The 24,734-nt window shown below is 63.7% G+C and carries 21 protein-coding genes; 12 read left to right on the forward strand and 9 right to left on the reverse strand.

Annotated elements, in window-relative coordinates:
* Positions 1 to 362 precede the first annotated feature (362 nt).
* The gene (locus OF385_RS15720) at positions 363 to 1,823 is read left to right on the forward strand and encodes a SulP family inorganic anion transporter (RefSeq protein ID WP_264277954.1); all 1,461 of its coding nucleotides are present in this window, start codon (positions 363 to 365) and stop codon (positions 1,821 to 1,823) included.
* Between the two features lie 9 nt (positions 1,824 to 1,832).
* On the opposite strand, the gene OF385_RS15725 is transcribed toward OF385_RS15720, so the two are convergent.
* The gene (locus OF385_RS15725) at positions 1,833 to 2,873 is read right to left on the reverse strand and encodes a sensor domain-containing diguanylate cyclase (protein ID WP_264276238.1); all 1,041 of its coding nucleotides are present in this window, start codon (positions 2,871 to 2,873) and stop codon (positions 1,833 to 1,835) included.
* A gap of 130 nt (positions 2,874 to 3,003) precedes the next feature.
* On the opposite strand from OF385_RS15725, the gene OF385_RS15730 reads away from it, so the two are divergent.
* On the forward strand, positions 3,004 to 3,699 hold the full coding sequence (locus OF385_RS15730; RefSeq protein ID WP_264276239.1) for an EAL domain-containing protein: 696 nt from the start codon (positions 3,004 to 3,006) through the stop codon (positions 3,697 to 3,699).
* Here OF385_RS15730 and OF385_RS15735 read toward each other — a convergent pair.
* Positions 3,661 to 3,885: a hypothetical protein gene (locus OF385_RS15735; protein ID WP_264276240.1), complete on the reverse strand. Its 225-nt coding sequence runs from the start codon at positions 3,883 to 3,885 to the stop codon at positions 3,661 to 3,663. The two genes, OF385_RS15730 and OF385_RS15735, sit on opposite strands and share 39 nt — an antisense overlap.
* On the reverse strand, positions 3,882 to 5,318 hold the full coding sequence (locus OF385_RS15740) for a glycosyltransferase family 2 protein (protein WP_264276241.1): 1,437 nt from the start codon (positions 5,316 to 5,318) through the stop codon (positions 3,882 to 3,884). Before OF385_RS15740 ends, OF385_RS15735 begins: the two co-directional genes overlap by 4 nt.
* 290 nt (positions 5,319 to 5,608) lie before the next feature.
* On the opposite strand from OF385_RS15740, the gene OF385_RS15745 reads away from it, so the two are divergent.
* Positions 5,609 to 6,304: a fasciclin domain-containing protein gene (locus OF385_RS15745; protein WP_264276242.1), complete on the forward strand. Its 696-nt coding sequence runs from the start codon at positions 5,609 to 5,611 to the stop codon at positions 6,302 to 6,304.
* A gap of 99 nt (positions 6,305 to 6,403) precedes the next feature.
* Here the strand turns inward: OF385_RS15745 and OF385_RS15750 are convergent, their stop codons facing one another.
* Positions 6,404 to 7,558 carry a P1 family peptidase gene (locus OF385_RS15750; RefSeq protein ID WP_264276243.1) on the reverse strand — a complete coding sequence of 385 codons (1,155 nt, stop codon included), beginning with the start codon at positions 7,556 to 7,558 and terminating at the stop codon, positions 6,404 to 6,406.
* A gap of 103 nt (positions 7,559 to 7,661) precedes the next feature.
* Here OF385_RS15750 and OF385_RS15755 point away from each other — a divergent pair, with 103 nt between their 5' ends.
* Together OF385_RS15755 and OF385_RS15760 are read left to right on the forward strand one after the other, a co-directional pair.
* Complete coding sequence (locus OF385_RS15755; protein WP_264276244.1) at positions 7,662 to 9,140, forward strand: APC family permease; 1,479 nt, start codon at positions 7,662 to 7,664, stop codon at positions 9,138 to 9,140.
* Positions 9,109 to 9,717, forward strand: coding sequence for a TetR/AcrR family transcriptional regulator (locus OF385_RS15760; RefSeq protein ID WP_264276245.1), 609 nt, complete (start codon positions 9,109 to 9,111; stop codon positions 9,715 to 9,717). Before OF385_RS15755 ends, OF385_RS15760 begins: the two co-directional genes overlap by 32 nt.
* A 38-nt stretch (positions 9,718 to 9,755) precedes the next feature.
* Here the strand turns inward: OF385_RS15760 and OF385_RS15765 are convergent, their stop codons facing one another.
* Positions 9,756 to 11,366, reverse strand: coding sequence for an AMP-binding protein (locus OF385_RS15765; RefSeq protein ID WP_264276246.1), 1,611 nt, complete (start codon positions 11,364 to 11,366; stop codon positions 9,756 to 9,758).
* 100 nt (positions 11,367 to 11,466) lie between these two features.
* A complete protein-coding gene (locus tag OF385_RS15770; RefSeq protein ID WP_264276247.1) occupies positions 11,467 to 11,808 on the reverse strand; it encodes a DUF1801 domain-containing protein in 342 nt (113 codons plus the stop codon).
* Positions 11,809 to 11,957: 149 nt separating this feature from the next.
* Between OF385_RS15770 and OF385_RS15775 the strand changes: the two genes are divergently transcribed.
* The 3 genes from OF385_RS15775 (at position 11,958) to OF385_RS15785 (ending at position 15,749) form a co-directional block, all read left to right on the forward strand.
* A complete protein-coding gene (locus OF385_RS15775; protein WP_264276248.1) occupies positions 11,958 to 13,541 on the forward strand; it encodes an HNH endonuclease in 1,584 nt (527 codons plus the stop codon).
* 395 nt (positions 13,542 to 13,936) lie between these two features.
* Positions 13,937 to 15,322: an MFS transporter gene (locus tag OF385_RS15780; protein WP_264276249.1), complete on the forward strand. Its 1,386-nt coding sequence runs from the start codon at positions 13,937 to 13,939 to the stop codon at positions 15,320 to 15,322.
* 1 nt (position 15,323) lies between these two features.
* The gene (locus OF385_RS15785; RefSeq protein WP_264276250.1) at positions 15,324 to 15,749 is read left to right on the forward strand and encodes a DUF1801 domain-containing protein; all 426 of its coding nucleotides are present in this window, start codon (positions 15,324 to 15,326) and stop codon (positions 15,747 to 15,749) included.
* Positions 15,750 to 15,771: 22 nt separating this feature from the next.
* On the opposite strand, the gene OF385_RS15790 is transcribed toward OF385_RS15785, so the two are convergent.
* Positions 15,772 to 16,881: a hypothetical protein gene (locus OF385_RS15790; protein WP_264276251.1), complete on the reverse strand. Its 1,110-nt coding sequence runs from the start codon at positions 16,879 to 16,881 to the stop codon at positions 15,772 to 15,774.
* Between the two features lie 147 nt (positions 16,882 to 17,028).
* Here OF385_RS15790 and OF385_RS15795 point away from each other — a divergent pair, with 147 nt between their 5' ends.
* The 4 genes from OF385_RS15795 to OF385_RS15810 all read left to right on the forward strand — a co-directional run bounded on the left by OF385_RS15795 (position 17,029) and on the right by OF385_RS15810 (position 21,091).
* On the forward strand, positions 17,029 to 17,805 hold the full coding sequence (locus OF385_RS15795) for an electron transfer flavoprotein subunit beta/FixA family protein (RefSeq protein WP_264276252.1): 777 nt from the start codon (positions 17,029 to 17,031) through the stop codon (positions 17,803 to 17,805).
* Positions 17,806 to 17,819: 14 nt separating this feature from the next.
* On the forward strand, positions 17,820 to 18,803 hold the full coding sequence (locus OF385_RS15800; RefSeq protein WP_264276253.1) for an electron transfer flavoprotein subunit alpha/FixB family protein: 984 nt from the start codon (positions 17,820 to 17,822) through the stop codon (positions 18,801 to 18,803).
* A complete protein-coding gene (locus OF385_RS15805; protein ID WP_264276254.1) occupies positions 18,803 to 20,338 on the forward strand; it encodes a cytochrome b/b6 domain-containing protein in 1,536 nt (511 codons plus the stop codon). Before OF385_RS15800 ends, OF385_RS15805 begins: the two co-directional genes overlap by 1 nt.
* A gap of 102 nt (positions 20,339 to 20,440) precedes the next feature.
* Positions 20,441 to 21,091 (forward strand): class I SAM-dependent methyltransferase, encoded by a 651-nt coding sequence (locus OF385_RS15810; RefSeq protein WP_264276255.1) that lies wholly within the window; start codon positions 20,441 to 20,443, stop codon positions 21,089 to 21,091.
* Between the two features lie 64 nt (positions 21,092 to 21,155).
* Here the strand turns inward: OF385_RS15810 and OF385_RS15815 are convergent, their stop codons facing one another.
* Both OF385_RS15815 and OF385_RS15820 read right to left on the reverse strand, forming a co-directional pair.
* Entirely contained in the window at positions 21,156 to 22,640 is a 1,485-nt protein-coding gene (locus tag OF385_RS15815) for a rhamnulokinase (protein WP_264276256.1), read from the reverse strand.
* Entirely contained in the window at positions 22,637 to 24,694 is a 2,058-nt protein-coding gene (locus OF385_RS15820; protein WP_264276257.1) for a bifunctional aldolase/short-chain dehydrogenase, read from the reverse strand. The genes OF385_RS15815 and OF385_RS15820 overlap by 4 nt, the downstream gene beginning before the upstream one ends.
* Positions 24,695 to 24,734 lie beyond the last annotated feature (40 nt).

Below are 24,734 nucleotides of genomic sequence, written 5' to 3' on the forward strand. Positions count from 1 at the left end.
ATGAAGGTGCGAGTGATGACGAAGAACTGGCCCTGTCGGTCTTGCGACAGGGCCAGTTCTTTGCCCTTAAACGCTGGCCCGGGTCCTGGTTCCCGGGCAGCGGGCAACACCCGAAGCAAATGCGCAGACCATGCTTATTTGGCACACAGAGTGCGCCCCTAGAGTAGTAAGTACCTCATTGAAGGTGCGAGTGATGATCGAGAAGCCCCAGCCCTCCGGAGCAATCCGGACCGGCTGGGGCTTCGAATTTAATGGCTCCGGGACCCGGTGCGATAACGTAGATGGGTCCCTGCACCTCCATCGCCCGGGACATCCTCGTGAATGGAGCCCCGGTGAGAATCCCGATCGCAGAACTGACCCCGATGCAGCGCCAATCGGTGTGGCGCACCGTGAGATCCCCGCGGTTGCTCAAGACCGAGCTGCTGGCCGGACTGGTGGTCTCGCTGGCGCTGATCCCCGAGGTCATCGCGTTCACCGTGATCGCCGGAGTGGATCCGCGCGTGGGCATTTTCGCCTCCTTCACCATGTCCGTAGTCATCGCCATCACCGGCGGGCGCCCGGCGATGATCTCGGCCGCGGCCGGCGCGGTGGCCCTGGTAGTGGCCCCGCTGGTGCGCACCCACGGGGTGGAATACCTGTTCGCCACGGTGATCCTGGCCGGAGTGATCCAGGTGGTGCTGGCCTTGCTGGGCGTGGCCAAATTGCTGCGCTTCATCCCCCGACAGGTGATGATCGGCTTCGTCAACGGCCTGGCCATCTCGATCTTCTGGGCGCAGATGCCCGAGCTGCGCCAGGTGCCCTGGCAGGTGTACCCGCTGGTCGTCCTGGGCGTGGCGATCGTCTGCTTCTTCCCGAAAATCACCAAGGCGGTGCCGGCGCCGCTGATCGCCATCGTGGTGCTCACCGCGATCACCGTCTTCGCAAAAATCGTGGTGCCGACCGTGGGCGACAAGGGCGCGCTGCCCGAGTCCCTGCCCCTGCTGCACCTGCCGGGGGTGCCGTTGGACCTGGGAACCCTGCAGATCATCGCGCCCTACGCGATCGCGGTGGCCTTTGTGGGCCTGCTCGAATCACTGCTCACCGCCAAGCTGGTTGATGACATCACCGATACCCCCTCCAGCAAGACCCGCGAGTCCTGGGCCCAGGGCACCGCGAATATTGTCACCGGATTCTTCGGCGGGATCTGCGGTTGCGCCATGATCGGCCAGACCATGGTGGGGGTAAAGGTCTCCGGGGGCCGCACGCGCATCTCCACGGCCTTTGCCGGGATTTTCATGCTGCTGCTGGCGGTGCTGCTCGGCGATGTGGTGGCGCAGATCCCGATGGCCGCGCTGGTCGCGGTGATGATCGTGGTTTCGGCGACCACCTTCGACTGGCACTCCATCCGCCCGAGCACGCTGAAGATCATGCCCAAGAGCGAAACCTTCGTCATGGCCATCACCGTGGTGCTGACCGTGGCCACCCACAACCTCGCCATCGGCGTGGGCGTGGGCATCCTCTCCGCGATGGTGCTCTTCGCCAACCGCGTGGCCCACATGGTCACCGTCACCCGCACCGTCACCGCCCAGCAAGCGCACTACGAGGTCAACGGAGAGCTGTTCTTCGCCTCCTCGAACGATTTGTTCACCCAATTCCGCTACGCCGAGGACCCGCAGCTGGTCATCATCGACCTGGCCCACTCGCACCTGTGGGATGCCTCGACCATTGCCGCCATCGACTCGATCCGCAGCAAATACCACCACTACGGCAAGAGCGTGGAAATCCGCGGGCTCAATGAGGCCAGCGCGAAAATGCAGGAGCGCCTGGGCGGCAAGCTTTCCTAGGCCAGCCGGCTAGCCTTCGCCCTGGGCGCGCTTGCGCTCGCTGGCCCGGCTGCGCTTCAACGCGTACATGTCCCGGTCCGCCCGGAGGATCATGGTGCTCAGGTTGTCGTCGTTGCGCGCCTGGGCGGTGCCGAAGCTCCACGCCAGGTCCGAGGAGGCCTCGATGCGCTCCATGAGTTGCTGCGCCTCGCAGCGCGAGGTATCGGGGAACACCAGCACGAATTCGTCCCCGCCCAGGCGGCACACCAGATCTCCCGCGCGGGTGCTGCTGCGCAGGTGCTTGACCAGGCTCTTGAGCGCGCGGTCCCCGGCTTCATGCCCCTCCTTGTCATTGATCTGCTTGAATCCGTCCATGTCCAGCAGCGCCACGGCCAGCGGCCGGTAGGTGCGGCGCGCAGCGACCAGGGCGGCATCTCCCCGGGCCGCCAGCCCCGTGCGATTCAGGGCCCCGGTGAGCGCATCGATCTGGGTCTGCTGCCGGAACCGGCGCTTGACGAAGTGCCCGACGAACATTCCCGCCATGGTGAAGAAGACCAGGCTCAGGACATTGAGCAAGCCGCTTTGGTGCTCGGTGCCCACCGCCGGACCCAGGTACACCGAATACGGGATGGTGAAGAGCATGACCGGGTAGATCGTCCAGCGGGTGATGTTGGGGGTGAACAGCCAGGACAGATACAGCGCGATCAGCGGGAATTCCTGGAGCCTGAACACGATCTGCTCATGGTTCACGGAAAAGCCCACGAAGATCACGAAGGCCGACAGCTCGCTCACGGCTCCGAGGTAGGCAATCCACAGCGGGAAGCGATCCAGGTAGGCCCACACCAGGATGACTCCGGCCAGCGCGCCCAGCACGCGAACGACCGCCAGGGCGTGGAGCACCGGCGAACTGAAGTCATTGAACAGGTTGAGCGCGTAGAACACCAGCAAGAAGGCAGAGGCCATGCCGGTGACGGCCACCTCCAAGCGGCTGATCCGCAGCAGCCGCGCCGGCAGCAGGCGGGCCCACCAGAAAGTACCATCACTTTCACGGCGTCGTGAAACATTTGGCATTACGTACTTTCCTTTCCCGTAATGTGCTGACTTCGGCGCTTTTCGGGCCGCGACGGGGTATGATCACCCTTGTGCGCATCGGCCTAATCAGCGCCATACCTTTAATCGGAATCGCCAGGTTAGGTGGACTATGAAGTTCGCGTTTCAGCCGTTAATCGACCTACATTCGAAAACTCTACTGGGCTTTGAAGCCCTCGCACGATTCGACGACGGGCGGGGCCCGCACGAGCACTTCGCTCAAGCCGCCGCCGAGGGGCGCCTGGTGAGCCTGGAGCTGGAGGCCATCGAGCAAATCCTGGCCGCCAGCGCTGCCATCCCCGACGGCATGCTGCTGACCGTCAATGCCTCGGGACCCACCATCGAGGCCTTCTCGACCGCCGGCCAGCACCTGGACGCACGCTTGACCTGGGGACTGGAGCTGAATGAGGAATCAGCGCCGGAGCTGTGCGCCCGCGCCCGCTCCTACGCCGATTTGCTGGGCTGCCTCTTGCTCATCGACGATGCCGGGGTCGGCTACGCGACAGCGGAACGCATCCTGCTGCTGAAGCCGAATATCGTCAAGCTCGATCGCACGATGATCGGGCGATACGCCTCCTCCGAATGCATCCGGGACCTCGTCGATTCGCTGCTGGAAGCCGCCAGGCGCACCGGGGCGAAAACCCTGGCCGAAGGCGTGGAAACCGAGGAGCACCTGGAGCTGGTGCAGCGCCTCGGCTTCGACTACGCACAGGGCTACTACTTCTCGCCCGGACTGCTCGATAGCGACCTGGCCGCCGGGATGCGCGACCTAGGACAACGCGTCGGGATCGATATTCCTGGTTTCTGAGCGCCGCTCCCGCCCCTTGGAGCCGCCCAGGCGCAGCACCGGAAGGATCTTGGACAAGCTCAGGACCAGATACAGCACGGTGTTGATGGCGACGAATGAGGCGAGGATGCCGAACCAGGGGGTGAGCAAGACGCTCTCGGGCAGCAGTATTCCGCGCGGAAGAATGACCAGATGGCTCAGGATCATGATGAGGACTCCTTGCTGGTGGCGGCGTGTTCTACGTGTTTCCATTCGGCCCGGCGCGCGAAGGCGATGTCGGCCACGCCCTTGAGAAACGCGAGGTCAAGGAAGGCGTCGTAGACCAGTTCGGGGACGACCAGCGCGGCCACGATGCGCGCCCGCCACCCTCCCTGCCAGGCCGTGACGACGCGTTCCACCGCGAACAGCGCGCCAAGCAGCATCCAGAAGGGGAACCAGACCCAGGTGTCCATGGAAACGAGCATGATCAGCATCAGCGCGAAGTAGCTGAACAGGGCGATCACCCCATAGCCGATGCCGATCTGCTGCGCCCAATAGCGCATCGTCTGGGGCGTGACCCCATAGGCGCCGAGGTTCTCCAGCGCACCGCGCTGCCAGCGCAGGCGCTGCGCCCACAGCATCTTCCACGTGGGCATGAGCTCGGTGACCACCGTGCAGGGCTCGGGCGAGGTCGTGAGCGCCCCGAGAGTCTTCAGCGCGATCGTCAGCTCGTTGTCCTCGGTCAGCGCGGCCGTGTCATAGACGTCGCCGCGCCGTCCGGGCAATACGGTGCCGCGGGAGGCCGCGACTTCGCGCAACGCCGACGCGCGGAAGACCGAGGCCGTTCCGGTGAGGACAAACACCCGGCCATTCCTGCGGCTGATCTCGCGCTGGTACCGCGTGTATTCATTGCGCTGGAACTGGCCGAGCAGCCCGTGGCCCTCCTCGCCGTGGAACAGCCCGCCCACCGCGGACAGCGCACGATCCTGGGTGAAGCGATCACGGGCTGTGGCCAGGAAATGATCACCGATCTGGCTATCGGCGTCCATGACCATGACGCAGTCGTTATCGCCCAGCTCCGGGAGCAGCGCGCTCAGGGCCTGGTTCAGCGCCCCGCCCTTCTTGTGGATGTTGTCCCGGGACTCGAAGACCTCCACCCCGTGCTGCCGGGCCACCTCCACCGTCTTGTCGGTGCAGTTATCGGCCACGACGATCACGCGCGAAGGGGCGAAGTGCTGCTGGTCGAGTGCCTTCAGGGTTTCGGGCAGCGAGCGTTCCTCGTTGTGGGCCGGGATCAGAACGCTGATGGTGACCGGTCCGGCATGCACCCCGCGGGTCCGGTCCATGATCCCCTTGGGGGCCAGGGGGCGGCCGGAGGTCTGCACCGGGGTACGGCGGTAGCGCAGCGTGACGATTCGTTCGCCGATGACCACCAGCAGCACGAGGACCACGGCGGCGGTGACGGCAAAGAGGAGAATATCCAGCGCCGGCAGCTCGCTGCTGTAGAAGGTCGTCCACAGGTTGCCAACGTGGAATTCCGCCGGATTCCACATCTGCACCGGTTGGCCGCGCGCACTCAGCGCCCAGACCAGCAAGGCCGCGGCGAGCGCGACGATCACGATGACCAGGATCCCGACCAGCCGGCCGAAGTGCTTGTGCAAGGTAGTGCCCCATTTCCGTGTCGGCAGGAGTTGTGAGAGGTGGCGGGAAATCCTGCCGGCTGCGCGGCAGTTCCACCAGTTAGAAGAAAACTAACATGTTCCGCCGTCGCAGCCAACAACGGGCAAGTGCACGCTGACCGGGGATTTCTGCAGGCTGCGCAGCTCCCGGAAAAAAATTCACGAAGATTCCAATCCGCCGGGGACCCGGGCCCGAATACCCCATGACAGCCCAAGCCAAGGGGTTTGGATCACCGACTGGCCCAACGGGGTCGCCAGGTAAGGAGTTCGACATGAAAACCATGCAGCGCAAGACGGCAGGACTGCTTTCGATCGCCGCGGTCGCCGCGTTCGGATTGAGCGCCTGCTCGATGGACAGCAGCAGCGAGACCACCCCCAGCAGCGAAAGCTCGGCCTCCAGCATGAGCGAGAGCAGCCCGAGCGCTTCCGAGGATTCGGGTATGGCCAGCGAATCGGCCATGGACCCGGCCGCCAATCTCGTGGGCCCGGGCTGCGCGGCCTACGCAGAAGCCGTGCCCGAAGGCGATGGCTCGGTGGCCGGCATGGCCAAGGATCCGGTCGCCGTGGCAGCATCGAACAACCCGTTGCTGACCACCCTCACCAAGGCCGTTTCGGGCGAGCTGAACAAGGATGTCGATCTGGTGGACACCCTCAACGGCGATGAGTTCACGGTCTTTGCCCCGGTGGATGATGCCTTCAAGGCCATTCCGGAGAAGGACCTGAACGCTGTCGTATCGGATGCCGACATGCTCACCAAGGTGCTGACCTACCACGTGGTTCCCGGCCAGATGACCCCCGATGAGCTGAAGGGCGATCTTGAAACCGTTGAAGGGGACACCGTCAAGGTCAGCGGCAGCGGCGATGACCTGATGGTCAACGACGCCAAGGTCATCTGCGGCGGAGTGCAGACCGCCAATGCCACCGTCTATCTCGTCGATTCGGTCCTGATGCCACCGGCCAAGAAGTAGCACTGCCGCATCACCGCACGCAGCCAGGAAATGAACCGGTCTTCTTGATCGGCTCGTTTCCTGGCTTTGCACTGTCCTGGATCCGGGATTCCGCCCCGGCTAGACGGCTTGCCGCTGCGCCAGCGCGGCCTTCACTTCCGCATGCGGCAGCGCCGGCGAAAAGTGCCCCTCGCGGCCGGTCGCATCGCGATTGTTGACCAGCGCATTCAGGACGGCTTCCTCCACCGCTTCGACCGTGGCCTCATAGAGCGCGTCCATTTGGCTCCACGGCAGGAACTTGATCTCGTCCAGCGGCACCGGATCGGATTTCTTTTCCAGCACCGAGCGCAATGCCCCGGGGTTGCCCGTGGAGAACGCGAGGAAAATGTCCCCCGAGAAGTGCCCGCCGGTGGTGCCTGTGCGGGCCAGCCCCAGGGGAACCCGCCGAGCCAGGGCCTTGGCCTGCCCCGGAAGCAGCGGCGCATCGGTGCCGACCACGACAATGACCGAGCCGGACCCGCCAGGAATCGCCGCGGCTTCCTGGTCGCTCTCGAACCAGCTGGTGTCCTCGATCGGGCAGGGCGCCTGGGAGCTGCGCCCGATCGGCGCCCCGTTGATCTGCAGTTCCTTGCGGCTTCCAAAATTCGCCTGGGTGAAGACCCCCACCGTGTACTGCTGCCCGCTGGCCGTCACCAGCCGCGAGGAGGTCCCCGAGCCGCCCTTGAAGCCATAGCAGTTCATCCCGGTGCCACCGCCGACCGATCCTTCGGGCACCGGGCCGGTGGCCGCATTGTCCAAGGCCTGGGCCGCATGCTCCGGGGTAATGAGATTGTCATTGATGCGGTTCAGGTACCCATCCCAGGTTTCTGCAACCACCGGCAGCATCCATTGCGCCGAAACCTGCGGATGATTCTTGTGCATCCACTGGTCGACCCCCGTGTGGCATGCCCCGACCGCATGCGAATTGCTGATGAGGATCGGGGTGGAGAATTGCCCGGACTCCTCGATCCAGGCACGGCCGGTCATTTCGCCATTCCCGTTCAGCGAATAGGTGCCCGCGGCGCAGGGCACGCCCACCGACCCGGCGCCGCGCGGAAGTATAGCTGTCACCCCGGTGCAGGCGGAGCCGTCCCCGGGATCGAGCGTCACGTAGCCGACGCTGACACCCGGGACATCGGTGATGGCGTTGTGCTTGCCCGGGGTGCCCTCCAGCCGGATGCCCAGGTCCCGCGCGCGCACCGACGGGCCACGTTGATCTTCTGAATAGTCGTTCATATTCTGTCCAATCTCCACCTATGTATTGACTTTGCAGGGATCACTATATTTGAATCAGTGTTCAGATTATGACGAATGTCACTAATGTTACGGAGTGTTGAACATGCCACCGCAAGAAACGACGAGCGTCGAGATGAACCAGCTGACCCGGGGCAAGCTCGGTGTGTGGGGCGTGATCTTCCTGGTCATCTCCGCCGCGGCCCCGCTGACCGTGGTGGTGTCCGCGGCACCCCTGGGCTTCCGGCTGGGCGGCATTGGCGCGCCCGGGGCCATGCTGTACTGCGGCGCGGTGCTGATCCTGTTCGCCCTGGGATTCACCGCCATGTCCAACCACGTGCCCAACGCCGGCGCGTTCTATGCCTACGCGCTGCATGGGCTGGGCAAGGGGCCAGGCATCGGCCTGGCCTTCGTGACCGTCTTCGCCTACATCTTCCTCTGCGTGAGCTTCTACGGGTTCTTCGGGTACTTCGCGCACCTGACCATGCTCGAACTGGCCGGCATCGATCTCCCCTGGTGGGGATTCTCCGCCCTGGCGATTGCGCTGGTGGCCCTGCTCGGTGTCCGCCAGGTGGATGTCGGCGCCAAATTGCTGGCGGCGCTCGTCACCGCCGAGATCGCCATCCTCTTGGCCATTTCGATCGCCGTCCTGCTCACGGGAGGCCCGGAGCCCATCTCGCTGGCTGGTTTCAACCCGAAGAACATCTTCTTCTCCGGCGGAGTCGCCGGGCTCATGGTCATCGGCTTCGGCGCCTACCTGGGCTTTGAGGGCACGGCCATCTACGCCGAAGAGGCCCGCAGGCCGCAGCGCACCATCCCGATTGCCACCTATCTGGCAGTAACCCTGCTCGCCTGCTTCTACGCCTTCACCTTCTGGGTGCTCACGGTGGCGTTCGGCGTCGACGGGATCATCGCCTTTGCCACCGGGGAGAACTTCGAATCAATGATCTTCGAGGCCTCCGGCAGCTACCTGGGCAGCTGGGCCGCGATCTGCATCCAGGTGCTGATCGTCACCAGCTTCTTCGCCTGCATCCTCGCATTCCACAATGCCGCGGCACGCTACATGTATTCGCTGGGCCGCGAACGGATCCTGCCCGCGGCCCTGGCACGCATCAGCCGACGCCACAACTCCCCGGCGACCGCCTCCATCGTGTTGAGCGCCTTCTGCGCCGCGGCCATCGCCATCGCCGGCTACCTGGTCACCGACGCCTACCTCGGGTTGGCCACCTGGACCTACGCCACCGGCGTGCAGGGGCTGGTCTTCGGGCAGACCGTCGCCTCGATTTCCGTGGTCGCCTATTTCCTCAGGGACCGCAGGGGGCACAGCTCGTGGCGTGTCGTGTTCGCCCCGGCGCTCGGCGCATTGGGCCTAGTGGTCGGATTGATTATGATCGTAGGGAACTTCGAAATCACTACCGGCATGGACGGAGCGGTCAATTGGATTCTGCTGGCACCCACACCGTTGCTCTTCGGCGGCGGGCTGCTCTACGCGGCGTGGCTCAAGCGGCGTTCCCCGGCCGTGTATGCGGAGCTCGGCACGCAGCAGGCTGCCCATGAGCACCTCATCGAACGGCAAGAAGGCTGAGGCCAAGCGGGCCGAACTCGTGGCCGCGGCGGTGCGCGTGGTGATGCGCGAAGGCATCGGCGCGGCCAGCGTCCGCGCGGTGGCGCAGGAAGCGCAGATCAGCGTGGGCTCGGTGCTCTACTACTTCTCGGGGATCGACGAGCTCTTGCGCCGCACCGTGGAAAGCGTCATGGACCGGTATTTCGCCCAGCGGCTGCACGTGCTGGCCTCCTCCGGCACCGCCGCGCAGCGGCTCGCGCGGCTCATCGATCTCGGGGTGCCCGATGACATCGGCGAGGACCTCTCGCGGTTGTACAAGAGCATTGCGCTCAAGCCCACCAACTCGGAAGACCTCGCGCTCTATGAGGGCCTGTACAAGCGCCAGGTGAGCCTGTACCTGAGCATTATCGAAACCGGCCAGGACAACGGCGAATTCACCCCGGAGGCACCGGCCCTGCGGATCGCGCAGAATCTGATCGCGCTGGAAGATGCCTACGACCTGTACCCGGTGATCGGCGTGCCGTTGAGCGGTGCCGAAAAGCGCGCGAACGTCCGATCCTACGCCGAGCTCGCCCTGGGCTGCACGCTCCAGGAGTAGCCAGTGCACGCCGGCTGCGGCCGACGGCCCGGAGGCTGCTACCCGAACTGCCTCGCGGCATCCTCGCGCAACTGGTTCTTGCGGATCTTGCCGGTCACCGTGGTCGGGAAATCCTCCAGGATCTGCACATAGGCCGGGATCTTGAAGTGGGCCAGCTGCCCGCTGCAGTACTCGCGCACGGCCTCGTTGGACAGCGCCTCGCGTCCGGCTTTCATGCGCAGGCAGGCGCAGACCGCCTCGCCGTACTTCTCGTCGGGCACGCCGATGACCTGCACATCCTCGATATCCGGGTGCTGGTAGAGGAATTCCTCGATCTCTGCCGGGTAGATGTTCTCGCCGCCGCGGATGATCATGTCCTTGATCCGGCCCACGATGGTGCAATAGCCGTCCTCGCGCATCACCGCCAGGTCGCCGGTGTGCATCCAGCCCTCGTCGTCGATAGCGGCCCGGGTTTTCTCCTCGTCACTCCAGTAGCCGAGCATCACCGAGTAGCCGCGGGTGCAGTATTCTCCGGTTTCCCCGCGTTCCAGGGTGTCGCCGGTGAGCGGATCGACCACTTTGATCTCCACATGGGGGTGCACCCGGCCGATGGTGGCGGTGCGGCGTTCGAAGTCGTCGTCGCCGCGGGTCTGGCAGGAGACCGGGCTGGTTTCAGTCATGCCGTAGGCGATGGAGACCGCGCTCATCCCCATGTCCTCGACGCAGCGGCGCATCACCTCTACCGGGCAGATGGATCCGGCCATGATGCCCGTGCGCAGCGAGGACAGATCGAAGTCGGCAAAGTTGGGGTGGTTTTGCATGGCGATGAACATGGTCGGCACCCCGTACAGGCCCGTGCATTGCTCCTCGGCCACCACGCGCAGGGTGGTTTCCGCGTCGAATCCGGGTGCCGGGATGACCATGGTGGCGCCTCGCGAAGTGCAACCTAGGTTGCCCATGACCATGCCGAAACAGTGGTAGAACGGCACCGGAATGCACAGCCGGTCGTGCTCGTCCAGGTCGATCATCCCGGTGACCTGGTAGCCGTTGTTCAGGATATTGCGGTGGCTGAGCATCGCGCCCTTGGGGTACCCGGTGGTTCCCGAGGTGTATTGGATATTGATCGGGTCTTCGGGTTTGGTGGCCGCCAGCCGGGCGGCCAGTTCGGCATCGCCGATGGCCGAGCCCTCATCCAGCAGCTGCTGCCAATCCCCGGTATCCAGGTACACCACGCGCTCCAGCTCCGGAGTCTGCGCGCGGGCCTGCTCGACCATCTGCCGGTAGTTGCTGGTCTTGAATTCGCTGGCGGCCACCAGCATCCGCAACCCGCTGTGGTTCACCGCGTAGGCGTATTCATGGGTGCGGTAGGCCGGGTTCACATTGACCAGGATGACGCCGATTTTCGCCGTCGCATACTGGGTGAAGACCCATTCGGCGCAGTTCGGCGCCCAGATCCCCACGCGGTCCCCGGGCTGCAGGCCGGCTGCGATCATGCCCTTGGCCAGCTGGTTGACCTGCTCATCGAGCTGCTGCCAGCTCCAGCGCCGTTGCGTGCTGACTTCTACCAGGGCCTCTGCAGTTCCCCAACGGGCTGCCGTTCTTTCGAAGTTGACGCCGATCGTCTCGTCCAGCAGTTCTGGTTCGCTCTCGCCCTTGGCATAAGCCTTCATCAACAAGCCCCTCAACTCGGTTCAAATGGTGCCCTGCATCACATTCAAACAATAGTCCGGGGGGATCACCCTGCCAACCCTGAGCTCGCAGCGTGCCAGATCAGCCCGCGGCTTTGACCACCAGCGCGCGGATCTTGCCTTCGGTCGCTTCGTCCAGCGCGGTGATCGTCCACGCCACCGGATGCATCAGCGCGCCTTCCTCGAACGCAGGATTCACCACTTCGCCGAACCCGAAGACCAGAAAGTTCTTATCGGGCTTGATGTAGCAAACGTCCTGGCCGTCCTTGACGTAGAAGACGAGACCCCAGCGCACCACCGGCTCCAGGGACGGCGCGCTCTCGCTGATAATCTCGTGCAGCCGCAACGCGATTTCCTTGTAAGGGGCCGGGGCACCTGCCAATTTATTGCGGACTGCGTCATCGCCTTTTTTGCCAAAAATCATGTTCGGCTCCTCTGGATCATGGCCGGATCTGCCGTGGCCAATTTGTAACTTTTCTGCCCTGTTCTAACAATCCAATAATCTACCCGATGAGACCCCCAAAACCTGTGGATAACCAGCCAAACTGTCCGTATTCCGCGGGAAAATGAAGCATGAGAAATAACTACTTTGCACCCGATGACGATGACGAACATCGCCTCCCGCTGGATCCGCCGGGCACCCGTGGCGAATCCCAATCGGACTCGTTCTTCACGGACCAACTGGAGCACCAGATGTTTTTCGGTCCAATGAAGAAGCTCACCGACGAACTGTACAACGCCGGCCCGCTCAAGGACCCCGGCGAGGGGCTTCGCCGTCTGGAGAAGATCCAGAAGCTGAAGAGCATGCTTGATGCTGCCACCTCGGTCATCATGGCCGACAGTGTTGAGCTGGTTGCCCAGGCCTTCGCCGAGGAGGACGTCGCCAAGCCCTATCTCGAATCTGATCAGGAGCGGCGTGAACGTCTCAGCGCCAACTACTACTCCGTGGACCGCGCTAGCGACCAAGTCATCACGTCGAATTTTGTTGCCGAAGCGGCGATCGCCCTTCGCATGACGACTCAGAAAGCTCGTGCCCGGATGTTCACGGCCAAGGGCTTGCGCCATGCTTGCCCGCAGACCCTGCAGGCACTGGCCGCTGGGCAGATCACTACCTCTGCGGCGCGTGCCATCGTGAAAAGCTCGCAGGATCTTTCGCCGGAGCAGATCGAGCTGATGGAGCACCAGCTATTGCCGGTTGCCACGACATCATCCGATGACACAGTCAGCCAGCGGGCCCGCAGGTTCCATGATCGATCCAATCCGGAAGCTGCTACGGCTCGTCATGAAAAGGCTGCCGACTCGAGGAAAGTCACCAGTTGGAGCCGCCCCGACGGGATGGCTTCCCTCAACTTGACCGCCTCCGCTATCAACGTGCGTTCCATTATGAACACCTTGGACTACGAGGTCTCTCAGCATAATGATCCGCAGGACACTCGCACCAAAGCCCAGCTCATGTCAGATATTCTCTGCGACGCACTGATCAACGGTTGGCCGAGCACCAATGGCACCCCGCTCAAGCCCCGGGTTGTCGTGACCATTCCGGCGTTGCAGATGCTGGCTAATCCGAAGTGCTCCATGGCTGATCTGGAAGGCTACGGCCCGATCCCCATGGGCTTGGCCATGCAGCTGGCCAAGGATGCGCCTTCCATCATCCCCATGCTCACCGATCCATTTAGCGGAGCCGTGATGGATGTGGGGCGCAAGCGCTACAAGGCACCGCGCGCGCTCAAGGAATTCCTTCGCGCACGCGATCAGCATTGCTGCTACCCAGGATGCCGACGCACCGCGGATACCTCCGAGGTGGACCACGTTGACGCATGGGAGACCGGCGGGCACACCGACCGGGAAAACACCGAACTGCTGTGCAAGCAGCATCAGATGTTCAAGCACGCGCTTGGCTGGAGGGTCACCAACCGCCCCGATGGCTCCAAATGCTGGCGTACCCCTCACGGGCTGAATTCGCTGGTGATCCCGGGCAGTGTTGAGAACGTCGAACACTTCGAGCACGTTCACAACCGCTGCCCCGAGCGCAAAGTTGCCTCGCCAGCGGACCTTCGGCGGATCCTGGCCAGGCCCCATCTTGGCGATGGCGACTTCAACTTCAAGCTTCACAAGCCTGCGACCGACACTGCAGGACAGACCCCAGCTCCTGACTGAGGCTGGTTGAACTCCAAGGATCCTGGGTGACGTATTTTTTCCGTCACTGCGCACGAACCAGAACACCACTACCCTCACAAATCCACGACGGCGAGGACATCGGCAACGTCGCGCACCTCCGGCGCGCGCTCTTCAGCCCCGTGCTTCCGAGCTACATGGAAGCATCAGCGTGAGGCCGCTGAATGAAGGAATTTTTCCGTCACATCGTCAGGGGGAAGGTGCCCCGCGCGGCCGTGACGACATCAGCCCAAGGGCTTCCTGAGCGAAGGAAAAAATCCGTCAGCCAGGAGCGTCGCCCTGGCAGTCATCGACAGCTTGCCGACAGCTATCGTCCAAGTTGCCATCAAGGTATTCTGGTGAAACCATCATCGGCACCACATCAAGCAGGTCGCCCCATGAATGAAGAGTACGTCGAAAAAACCGCGGCACCGGACACCCAGGGCCCCGCGGCACCGGCCCATGGTCAGCGCAGCTTCCTGCATATCCTGATCAATACCGCGGTAGCGAACTTCACCACCAGCTTCCTGTGGTTCGCGCTGACGTTCTGGGTGTATCTGGAAACCGAAAACGTGATGGCGACCGGCATTATCGGCGGCGCTTTCATGCTATTGATCGCGGTGTTCTCCATGGTCTTCGGAACCATCGTGGACAACCACCGCAAGAAGCCGGTGTTCGTGTTTTCCGCGATGATCACCGCCATTGCCTTCAGCCTCGCCGGGCTCATCTACCTGTGGCTGCCGACCGAAGACATCCTGGACGTTGGCGGCTGGCAGTTCTGGCTCTTCTGCCTGGTGATCCTCTTCGGCTCCATCGTTGAACAGATGCGCGGGATCGCCCTGTCCACCACGGTGACACTGCTGATCCCGGTCGAACGCCACGCCAACGCCAACGGCCTGGTGGGCACGGTGCAGGGCATCGCGTTCATCATCACCAGCGTGTTCAGCGGCTTGGCCATCGGCTGGCTGGGGATGGGCTGGACCCTGGCGATTTCCATCGTGATGGTGGTGCTGACCATGCTGCATCTGCTGCAGATCAGCATCCCGGAAGACGAGCCTGTGAAAGAGGAAGGCCGCACCAAGACCAGCGACCTGCGCCTGGGATTCAGCACAGTGATGGCCATCCCCGGGTTGTTCGCGCTGATCATCTTCTCGATGTTCAACAACTTCATCGGGGGCACCTACATGGCGCTGATGGATCCCTACGGGCTGACCATCATGTCGGTCCAGGCCTGGGGGCTGACCTTCGGGCTGGCCTCGACCGGGTTCATCATCGGAGGCCTGGCGATCGCGAAATTCGGCTTGGGCAGCAATCCGATCCGCACCATGCTCTGGCTGGTGGCGGCCATGGGACTGCTCGGCGCGATCTTCACCATCCGCGAATGGACATGGCTGTATATCGTGGGCATCTGGCTGTACATGATGCTGATCCCGGCGGTGGAGGCCTCGGAGCAGACCGTCATCCAGAAGGTGGTTCCCTTCCGGCGCCAGGGCAGGGTCTTCGGCTTCGCGCAGATGATGGAGGCCTCGGCGGCGCCGATCACCGCATTCTTGATTGCGCCGATCGCCCAGTACTGGGTCATCCCCTATATGCGCAGCGAGCAGGGAGGCGAACAGCTCGGCTGGCTGCTCGGCGCCGGCCAGGCCCGCGGCATCGCGCTGATCTTCCTGGTGGGCGGGCTGATCATGATTGTGGTGGCCCTGCTGTCCATGGGCACCAAGCAGTACCGCAAGCTGTCCGCAATTTTCCAGACAGAAAACCCGACCACCGCTATGGAGCAATAACTTGGCAGCAACCCAGAAAACCCTTCCCACCGACGTTGATGTCCATGAATTCATCGCTGCCGCGACCCCGGAAAAGCGCCGGGTTGATGGTGAAGCACTGGAAAAGATTTTCAGCGAAGCCACCGGGGAAAAGCCGGTGATGTGGGGACCGAGCATCGTGGGCTACGGGACCTACACCTACGTGTCGCCCAGCAACCCCAAAAACACCGGCATCTGGCCCAAAACCGGCTTCTCGCCGCGCAAGGCACAGCTGTCGATCTACGGGGTGAAGGATCTTCCCGAAGGCGCGGCGCTGTTGCCGCAGCTGGGCAAATACACCGAAGGTGCCGGCTGCGTTTATGTGAAGAAGCTCGAGGACATTGATCTTGAGGTGCTCAAGAAATTGGTCGCCATCGCCGCTGCCCGCCCGGATCACACCGCGGGCTAAATCCGAAGATGGCGGCCAATGGCTATTCGGCTTCTTCGAAGAAGGTCTCGACCTCGGTGATGCCCGCGGAGATGACCGGCACCAGGCGTTCGTCGATGCTGTAGGTTTCCCCATCCTTGGCCAGCAGCCCGTAGCCGACCAGCGAGTCCATGGCGGCCTGCGCTTCGGGGAGGACCGCGTCATAGTTCTTCGGGCCGACATTGCGGCGCAGGCCTTCGAGGTCGCCGTCACGTCCGGTGGAGGCGGTGACCAGGAGGTTGCGCAGCACCAGGTAATGGGCTTCATCGCGCAGGGTGACGTCGAACGCGGGGTTCAGGTGCGCCTGGACGCATCCGACAGCCATCTCGAAGAGGATCTGCGCGCTGGCGGCCTGGTCGCCATCCACCAAAAGGTCGTAGGATTCCTCGTCCAGGGTCATCATCGGCCCGTCGAAGTCCACGACGGATAGGCGTGCGGCGCCCCAGATGTAGGTGAAGACCAATGGTGCGGGGGCGTCGTTGTCGAGGGCTTGGGGGTCCAGTCCCAGGGCGGTGAGCACCCGGGCGCGTGCCTGGCTGCCGGCTTCGCTGTCATCGGACATGTCCACACCGTCACCCAGGGCCAAGGCGAAGGCCTTGACCTTGTTGAACAGTTCGGTGTCGCGCAGCAGTTCGCAGATTTCCGCGTCGCCTTCGGCGAAGCCATCCAAGGTGTCTTCGAGCATTTCGCGCAGCGCTTCGAAGTTCTCTGGCTCGCCTTCCCAGAGCTCGCGCTCTTCGAGGAAGCTGAGGTAATCCAGCCAGGAGACGAAGATCGGTTCCGGCGCCATGGAGTCCGGTAGGCCCATCAGGTGCTCAGCCAGGGATTCGCCGAAGAGGTCAATATCGATATCGCGCAGGTTGGAGCTGCTGGCTTTCTGCGCGTATTCCGCGCCGACAGCGCCGATGGCAAAGAGCTGCGCGCTTGCGGCAGTGGCGGCATCTTCTGGCGAGAAAGCAGGGACGGTGGCCGACACCCAAGCGGTGTAGTCTTCGCGCAGCGAGTCGACGTATTGCTCCACCTGGATGCGATAGACGCTGCGGCCACGCTGGGCGGCTTTGGCAGGATTTCCTGCGCCGGAGTTCTTCTTGCTTTGACGCTTTTTGCTGGCCATGAGCGTTCCTTTGAGTGATCGATCGTGCTCTTAGCATCAAGCCTACGGTGTCCGGGGAAAATCCATTGACCTATCGGTGGGAATCGGACAAGATGAGCAACAGAGGAACTTGGAAGTCCTAGCACCTGCGGTACGAGGGAGAACCGAATGAAGATCGCCGTTCTAATCAAGGAGGTCCCGGATACGGGGGCCGATCGGACGCTGGAGAAGCAGACCGGCTTGGCTGATCGCGCCGCCTCCGAAGCGGTGCTTGATGAAATCGGCGAGCGCACGCTTGAAGTGGCACTCAAGATCCAGGATGCGGATGCGGACACCCGGATCACGGCGCTGAGCATGGGACCGGAATCCATCCAAGCCACCCTGCGCAAGGCCCTGGCCATGGGGGCCGCCGACGCAGTGCAGATCAGCGACGATGCGCTGATCGGCGCCGACCTGGTCCTCACCGCCGAAGTCCTGGCCGCCGCATTGCGCCGCGGGCACTACGACCTGATCCTGGCCGGGAACATGTCCACCGATGGCTCGGCGGGCATGCTGCCAGTGATGCTGGCCGAGTTGCTCTCCCTGCCCGCAGCCACCTCGCTGTCCGAAATCAGCATCGCCGACGGGGTGCTGCGCGGAACCCGCGAGCTGGAGGGCGCCACCGCGCAGATCAGCACCCCACTGCCAGCCATCGCGTCGATCACCGAGGCCCTGCCCGATGCGCGCTTCCCGAATTTCAAGGGCATCATGGCCGCGAAGAAGAAGCCGATCGAAATCCTCTCGCTGGCGGATCTCGGCGTTGACGCCCTGCCGGCGGATACCGCCCGGTCGATCATGCTCGCCGTGTCCCAGAAGCCTGCGCGCGAGGCGGGCACGATCATGAATGATGACGGCCAGGCCGGTGCCGCGCTGGTCGATTTCCTGGCGAAGAACAACCTGGTGTGAACGGAAAGATGACCATGACAGCCTTTGCCGCAGATTCCATCCTTGTTTTCCTTGAAACCACGGCCGCCGGCGAATTGTCGAAAAGCAGTGCCGAACTGCTCGGCGCCGCCGCCGGTGTCGGCACCCCGGTAGCCCTGGTGGCCGCGCCCGACGAACATCGTGAAGCCTTCGCCGCCCAAGCCGCGCAGGCCGGTGCGTCGGCGGTGCTCAGCGCTGGTGTTGAGTCAGCGATCCTCACCGGGCAGCTGGCCGACGCGCTGCAGCAAGCCTACGATCTGGTGCAGCCGCACGCCGTGCTGCTGGCCCATAGCCTGACCTCGCGCGAGGTGGCCGCCCGATTCGCCGTGCGCAACAAGCTGGCCCTGAGCGTGGATGCGCTGGGGGTCCAGCGTGATGAGCAGGGAGTCATCGCCAGCCATTCGATCTACGGCGGGGCCTTCTCGACCACGAGCGCTCCGACCTTCGGCGCGCCGGTGATCACGGTGCGGGTGGGCAGCATCGATGCCCGTGCGCAGGGGCAGGAACCGGCGGTGACCGCTCTGGAGCTGGCTGGCGGCACGACCCCGGACATCCAGGTGCTTGATCTGACGAAGGCCGAGTCCGACTCGGCTCGCCCCGAGTTGCGCACCGCCGCCAAGGTGGTTTCGGGAGGCCGCGGGCTGGGCAGCACCGAGCAATTCGACGTGGTGTACCAGCTGGCCGATGCCTTGGGCGCCGGCGTGGGCGCTTCGCGCGCCGCGGTGGATGCAGGGTTCATCGAACACGCAGCCCAGGTCGGGCAGACCGGCGTGGCCGTGTCCCCGCAGCTTTATGTCGCCCTGGGCATCTCCGGCGCAATCCAGCACAAGGCGGGAATGCAGACGGCCAAGACCATAGTGGCCATTAATAAGGATCGCGATGCGCCGATCTTCGAGATTGCCGATTTCGGCATTGTCGGCGACGTCTTCAAGGTGGTCCCCCAGGTGATTTCCGCGCTGGAAGCACGCAAGGCGCAGTAATGACTAGTCCAGCATCCAAGAGCCTGCGGCAGGGCCTGCCCCGGATTCCCGGGGGCGAACCATGGCCGCCGGCCGGCGCACAGGCGGTGGAACCCCAGACACCCGTCGCCACTGAACCGGCCGGGGTTATCGAGGAACCGGTGGCAGCTGCAGCGACACCGGCGCGGACTCTGCGCCAGGGCCTGCCCCGGGTAGCCGGCGGGGATCCGTGGCCGCCGGCAGATGCACCAGTGAAGGTTGCAGCCGTTGCTGTTGCCGTCGCAGAGGACCGGCCTGCGCCAGCACCGGTATTGAAACCTGAGCACACGGTGGCACCTGAACCTGACCAAGAGACCGCGCCAGCGCCTGCAGCCGCTCCGATTGAAGCCCATGGCGGTTCGCCGGCAGTTCGTCGGGGATTGCCGCGGGTGGCTGGCGGCGAGCCATGGCCGCCGAGCAGTTTTGCCGCCGCGCTGCCGGCCCTTGAAGTTCCAGCCGAACCAGCCGAGCAGGTCCCAGCAGCGGAGCCTGTTGCCGTAGCGGCTGCTGCCGTAGAACCAGTTGTCGATCCTGCTATCGCGGTTGCACCTGCTCAAGCGCCAGAAGCTGCACCGCCAAAGCCGGCCACACCCGAGACGAAGCGCCATGGCCCGTTGACCACCAAGCAGTGGGTGCTCGCTGGCGTCCTGGGTGCGTTCTGCGCGCTGGGCATGGCCACGGCGGTAGTCCTGGTCGCCCGCGGCATCGCCAGCATCGATTCGGTGGAATCCTTCATCCAGCGCTACCCCGGCGAATACCATTTGCCCGAGTCGGCTCCGGTGGGTGTTCCTGCGTGGCTGGCGTGGAACCACTTCTTCAACGTCTTCCTGATGGTCCTGATTATTCGTTCCGGATTGCTCGTGCGGCATCAGAAGAAGCCGCCCGCCTACTGGTCCTCCAAGCGAAGCCCCAAGGTCAGCATCAATCTCTGGTTGCATCAGAGCCTTGATCTGTTGTGGATTATCAACGGCCTGGTGTTCATCGTCGCGCTCTTCGCCTCGGGGCACTGGATGAGAATCGTTCCGACCTCGTGGGAAGTGTTCCCGAATGCGATCTCGGCAGCCCTGCAATACCTGACGCTGGATTGGCCTACGGAAAATGGCTGGGTGAACTACAACTCGCTGCAACAGCTGGCGTACTTCGTCACCGTCTTCATCGCTGCGCCCTTGGCAGTGATCACCGGATTCCGCTTGAGCGCGTTCTGGCCGAAGAACCCGTCGCTGAACAACAACTACCCCATCGAGCTGGCACGTGCCGTGCACTTCCCGACCACGATCTACCTCGCCCTGTTCATCGTGGTTCACGTGATCCTGGTGTTCTCCACCGGGGCTTTGCGCAACCTGAACCATATGTACGCGGCCCAAGGATCCACCGACCCCGCGCAGTACGCCGATCACTGGACGGGCCTGTTGTTCTTTGCCTTGTCGCTGCTGGTGATCACCGGGGCCTGGATTGCGTGCAGGCCCATGGTCCTCTCCTCGATCGCAGGCATCTTCGGAAAGGTCAGCTCCAGATAAGGGGCCAGAAATTGCCTCTCACGCAAATCACCTCGCGTGAGCAGCTCGCCGCTCGCTATGGTGATTTGAGAGCATCCGCCAGGCAACCGAAGGATCAAGGCCATGCACGATCACCACAGCGCCGACGAGCTAGACGGCGTAGCTTTCTGGGAAAACCACTACGTGCAATCCGAGCGCGTCTGGTCCGGAAAGGTCAACCAGGTCATCGAGAACCTGGTGTCGCCGCTGACCCCTGGGGCTTCCCTGGATATCGGCTGCGGTGAAGGCGGCGATGTCCTGTGGCTGGCAACGCACGGCTGGCAGGCCACCGGCCTGGACATCTCGCCCACGGCTATCAGCCGCGCCCGCGAGGAAGCCGAGAAGCACCAGATCGCCGAAGCCGATGCGCAATTTGTCGCCACCGACCTTGGCCAATGGCACACGGACCAGAGATTCGACCTGGTGACGCTGAGCTTCTTCCAGGCACCTTTCGAGTTCCCGCGCGCTGATTTCCTGCGGAAGGCCGCGAGCTTCGTGGCCCCGGGCGGACACCTGCTGGCCCTGTCCCATGCGGCGCGCCCTTCATGGGCACCGCCGGTGGATCATGAACTTCCGGCCTTCCCCACCCCGCAGGAAGAACTCGCAGCGTTGTCGCTGGATCTCAACGAGTGGAATATCTTGCAAGCTGAGGTCGTGGAACGCAGCATCATCGCTCCGACCGGCCAACCGGCAGTGATGGAAGATTCCGTGGTGTTTGTCCAGCGCAAGGCCTGAAATGGAGTGATCCCCCAGCCTGCGCAGCTGGAGGATCACTGATGGCATAGATTCCCACACGGATCTATGCCGGCTTGAGCACGCCCACCGGTTGATAGTCGCGCAAAACCACAGACCGGCGAACCACCGCACGCAGGTCTTCAACCTGATTGGCGCCCTGCGGCAAGGACCGCAACTGCACCAGCACGTTGCCCAAAGCGGTGCACTCGACCGGGCCGGCAGCAACCGGCACCCGGGCAAGGTCAGCGGTTCGTTGGCACAGCAGCTCGCCCTGGGATCCGCCGCCGACAATGTGGATATCCTCGAGATCGAACCCGCCGAGCCGTGCCGCTTCATGGGCTTGAGCGGCAAAGCGCGCAGCCAGGGACTCGATGACAATGCGGATCAGCTCGGCACGCGTTTCAGGTGCGCTCCCCCCAGCCATCTTGATCGCTTCGCTGATGCGTACGGGCATCCGTCCCGGGGCGAGGAACACCTCGTCTTGCGGATCGATCAACACCTGGGGAACCGGCAGCTTCGCGGCATCGGACAGCAGCTCGGCTAGCTGGACCTCCGGTTCCGAGGCCTGCGCAGCCTGCTGGTTCCAGTGGTTCACCGATTCGCTGAGCAGGAAGGTTCCGGTGACGTTCTTGAGGAACCGGACAGATCCATCAAGGCCGAGCTCGTTGGTGAATCCCGCCGCTTGAGCCTGCGGTGTCAGCACCGGTTCAGCCAGTTCCACTCCGACCAGCCCCCAGGTTCCGCAGGAGATGTAGGCGGAACTCTTGCCCGCCAACGGTGTCGCAGCCACGGCACTGGCGGTGTCATGGGAAGCAACAGCCACTACCTGCACCGAACTCGAAGCACCGAACTCTTGGGCCAATCCCGGCAGCAAGGAGCCAACAACTTGGCCAGGGCGGATGATCGGCGCCAGCTTGCCAGCCACCCCGAGCTCACGCACCAATTCCCCATCCCACGTGCCGGAACGCTGGTTGAGCAGGCCCGTGGTGGAAGCATTGGTCCACTCGCAGCGCGCTTGCCCAGTCAGCAGCCAGTTGATGTAGTCGGGCACCAGCAACAGCTGGTCGGCCGAGCCAAGCCGCTGCTCCTGCTTCTCGGCCTGCAGCTGGTAAATGGTGTTAAAGGCCAGGAACTGCAGGCCGTTGCGCTCGAAGAGCTCAGCACGGCTGAACTTCTGCTCCAGTTCTGGCACCGCCAGTTCAGTGCGCGGATCACGGTAGTGCCGCACCTGCCCCAGGCGTTGCCCCTGCTTGAGCAACGCGTAGTCCACCGCCCAGGAATCGACTCCGATGCTGGCGATGTCCGGGCGCAGTGCAAAGGCTTTGGCCAGCCCTGCCCTGATCTGCGACCACAGTTCATCGATGTCCCAGGCCAGGGCCTGGGCTGATGCGCTGGAGTCGAATTCGGCCAGTGGCACCGGCCCGTTGGCGAAGCGGTGGACGAGGGTCAGTTCAACCTTGCCGTCCACCAGCTCGCCAATCATGACGCGGCCACTGGTAGCTCCCAGATCGATGGCGGCAACGGGGTGCCGGTCTTGATTCGGGCTCATCGCAGGAACGCTGCAGCAACACCAGAGTCCACTGGAATGTGCAACCCTGTGGTGCGAGTTAATTCCGGTCCGGTTAGCACATATACCGCATCGGCAATATTTTCGGGAATGACTTCGCGCTTCAGAATCGTGCGGTTGGCATAGAACTGCCCCAGGTCTTCTTCAGCCACTCCATAGGTCGCTGCGCGGTTGGCTCCCCACCCGGAGGCGAAGATGCCGGATCCGCGCACGACGCCATCGGGGTTGATGCCATTAACCCGGACACCGTGCTCGCCCAGCTCAACTGCCAGCAATCGCACCTGGTGGGCCTGGTCAGCCTTGGTGGCCGAGTAGGCGATGTTGTTCGGGCCGGCAAAAACGGAGTTCTTCGAGGAAATGTAGATGATGTCGCCGCCCAGCTTCTGCTCGATCAGCACCTTGGCCGCGGCCTTGGAGACCAGGAACGAGCCCTTGGCCATCACATCATGCTGCAAATCCCAGTCGGCTTCCGTGGTTTCCAGCAGTGATTTCGACAGCGACAGCCCGGCATTGTTGACGATGAGGTCCAGGCCGCCGAAGGCCAGGACCGCTTCATCGATGGCTGCTTGCACGGCCTGGGCGTCGGCCACGTTGGCTGCCACGCCAACGGCCACATCCGAGTCGCCCAGTTCCGCGGCGGCATCTTGTGCCTTGGCCAGGTCCAGATCGGCGATCACCACGCAGGCGCCCTCGGCGGCAAGCCGCTTGGCCACAGCCTTGCCGATACCCGAGGCGGCCCCGGTGACCAGCGCAATGCGGCCGGCATGGGACTTCGGCTTCGGCATGCGCTGCAGCTTGGCTTCCTCCAGCGCCCAGTACTCGATCCGGAATTTCTCCGCATCTGAAATCGGGGTGTAGCTTGAGAGCGCTTCGGCTCCGCGCATGACGTTGATGGCGTTCAGGTAGAACTCGCCAGCCACCCTCGCGGTCTGCTTGTTCGCGCCGTAGGAGAACATGCCCACGCCGGGAACCAGGACAATCAACGGGTCAGCCCCGCGCATCGCCGGGGAGTTCTCATCCTTGTGGATCTCGTAATAGCGCTGGTAGTCCTCGCGGTACTCGGCGTGCAGCTCCTGAAGCCGGGCGAGCTGCTCGTCGATCCCGGCGGTGCCCGGCAGATCCAGGACCATGGGCTTGACCTTGGTCCGCAGGAAATGATCCGGGCAGCTGGTGCCAAGTGCGGCCAACGGCGCCAGCTTCTGCCGGGAAAGGAAATCCAGGACCCGCTCGTCGTCGCTGAAGTGGCCGACCATCGGCTTGTCGTTGCTGGCCAGTGAACGAATGGTTGGCGCCAAGGCGGCGGCACGGGCGCGGCGCTCGGCCTCCGGCAGGGCCTGAAAGCCGGGGATCACTGGACCGAAGGGCTCGGGTGCGCCGTGTTCCTGGATGTAGGCGGCGGCGGTGTCGATGATCCACAGGGAGTTGGCTTCGGACTCTTCGCTCGTATCTCCCCAGGCGGTGATTCCATGTCCGCCGAGGATGCAGCCCACCGCTTGAGGGTTCTCTTCCTTGATCCGGGCAATATCCAGCCCGAGCTGGAAGCCTGGCCGGCGCCAGTCGACCCAAGCGACCTTCCCGCCGAAGATCCTGGCGGTCAGTTCCTTCCCGTCCTTGGCGGTGGCGATGGCGATGCCGGAGTCCGGGTGCAGGTGGTCCACGTGGTTGGCGTTGACCAGGCCATGCATGGCGGTGTCGATGGATGGGGCCGCGCCTCCCTTGCCGTGCAGGCAGTAGTCGAAGGCGGCGACCATCTCATCTTCCCGGTCCACGCCCGGGTAGACATCGACCAGGGCGCGCATGCGATCCAGACGCAGCGTGGACAGCCCCTTCTCGGTGAGCGTTCCCAGATCGCCGCCGGATCCCTTGACCCACAGCAGCTCGATGTTTTCCCCGGTGACCGGGTCGATGGTGGTGCCCTTGGCCGAGGTATTTCCGCCGGCGTAGTTGGTGTTCTTCTTGTCCTGGCCCAGTCGGTTGGAGCGCTCGATGAGCGCGGCCGACGCACTGGTGGTGGCAGGTGCGATGCTTTGAGTCATGATTCTCTCAGGTGTTCCTCGTCGTGTTCAGCGCCGGCGC

Origin of the sequence: Glutamicibacter sp. JL.03c (genome assembly GCF_025854375.1) — a bacterium.
Lineage (GTDB): Bacteria > Actinomycetota > Actinomycetes > Actinomycetales > Micrococcaceae > Glutamicibacter.

Coding starts and splice junctions, on each gene's coding strand:
- OF385_RS15720 (WP_264277954.1), top strand. CDS start 363: ATGCAGCGCCAATCGGTGTGGCGCACCGTGAGATCCCCGCGGTTGCTC.
- OF385_RS15725 (WP_264276238.1), bottom strand. CDS start 2,873: ATGCCAAATGTTTCACGACGCCGTGAAAGTGATGGTACTTTCTGGTGG.
- OF385_RS15730 (WP_264276239.1), top strand. CDS start 3,004: ATGAAGTTCGCGTTTCAGCCGTTAATCGACCTACATTCGAAAACTCTA.
- OF385_RS15735 (WP_264276240.1), bottom strand. CDS start 3,885: ATGATCCTGAGCCATCTGGTCATTCTTCCGCGCGGAATACTGCTGCCC.
- OF385_RS15745 (WP_264276242.1), top strand. CDS start 5,609: ATGAAAACCATGCAGCGCAAGACGGCAGGACTGCTTTCGATCGCCGCG.
- OF385_RS15750 (WP_264276243.1), bottom strand. CDS start 7,558: ATGAACGACTATTCAGAAGATCAACGTGGCCCGTCGGTGCGCGCGCGG.
- OF385_RS15755 (WP_264276244.1), top strand. CDS start 7,662: ATGCCACCGCAAGAAACGACGAGCGTCGAGATGAACCAGCTGACCCGG.
- OF385_RS15760 (WP_264276245.1), top strand. CDS start 9,109: ATGAGCACCTCATCGAACGGCAAGAAGGCTGAGGCCAAGCGGGCCGAA.
- OF385_RS15765 (WP_264276246.1), bottom strand. CDS start 11,366: ATGAAGGCTTATGCCAAGGGCGAGAGCGAACCAGAACTGCTGGACGAG.
- OF385_RS15770 (WP_264276247.1), bottom strand. CDS start 11,808: ATGATTTTTGGCAAAAAAGGCGATGACGCAGTCCGCAATAAATTGGCA.
- OF385_RS15775 (WP_264276248.1), top strand. CDS start 11,958: ATGAGAAATAACTACTTTGCACCCGATGACGATGACGAACATCGCCTC.
- OF385_RS15780 (WP_264276249.1), top strand. CDS start 13,937: ATGAATGAAGAGTACGTCGAAAAAACCGCGGCACCGGACACCCAGGGC.
- OF385_RS15790 (WP_264276251.1), bottom strand. CDS start 16,881: ATGGCCAGCAAAAAGCGTCAAAGCAAGAAGAACTCCGGCGCAGGAAAT.
- OF385_RS15795 (WP_264276252.1), top strand. CDS start 17,029: ATGAAGATCGCCGTTCTAATCAAGGAGGTCCCGGATACGGGGGCCGAT.
- OF385_RS15800 (WP_264276253.1), top strand. CDS start 17,820: ATGACAGCCTTTGCCGCAGATTCCATCCTTGTTTTCCTTGAAACCACG.
- OF385_RS15805 (WP_264276254.1), top strand. CDS start 18,803: ATGACTAGTCCAGCATCCAAGAGCCTGCGGCAGGGCCTGCCCCGGATT.
- OF385_RS15810 (WP_264276255.1), top strand. CDS start 20,441: ATGCACGATCACCACAGCGCCGACGAGCTAGACGGCGTAGCTTTCTGG.
- OF385_RS15815 (WP_264276256.1), bottom strand. CDS start 22,640: ATGAGCCCGAATCAAGACCGGCACCCCGTTGCCGCCATCGATCTGGGA.
- OF385_RS15820 (WP_264276257.1), bottom strand. CDS start 24,694: ATGACTCAAAGCATCGCACCTGCCACCACCAGTGCGTCGGCCGCGCTC.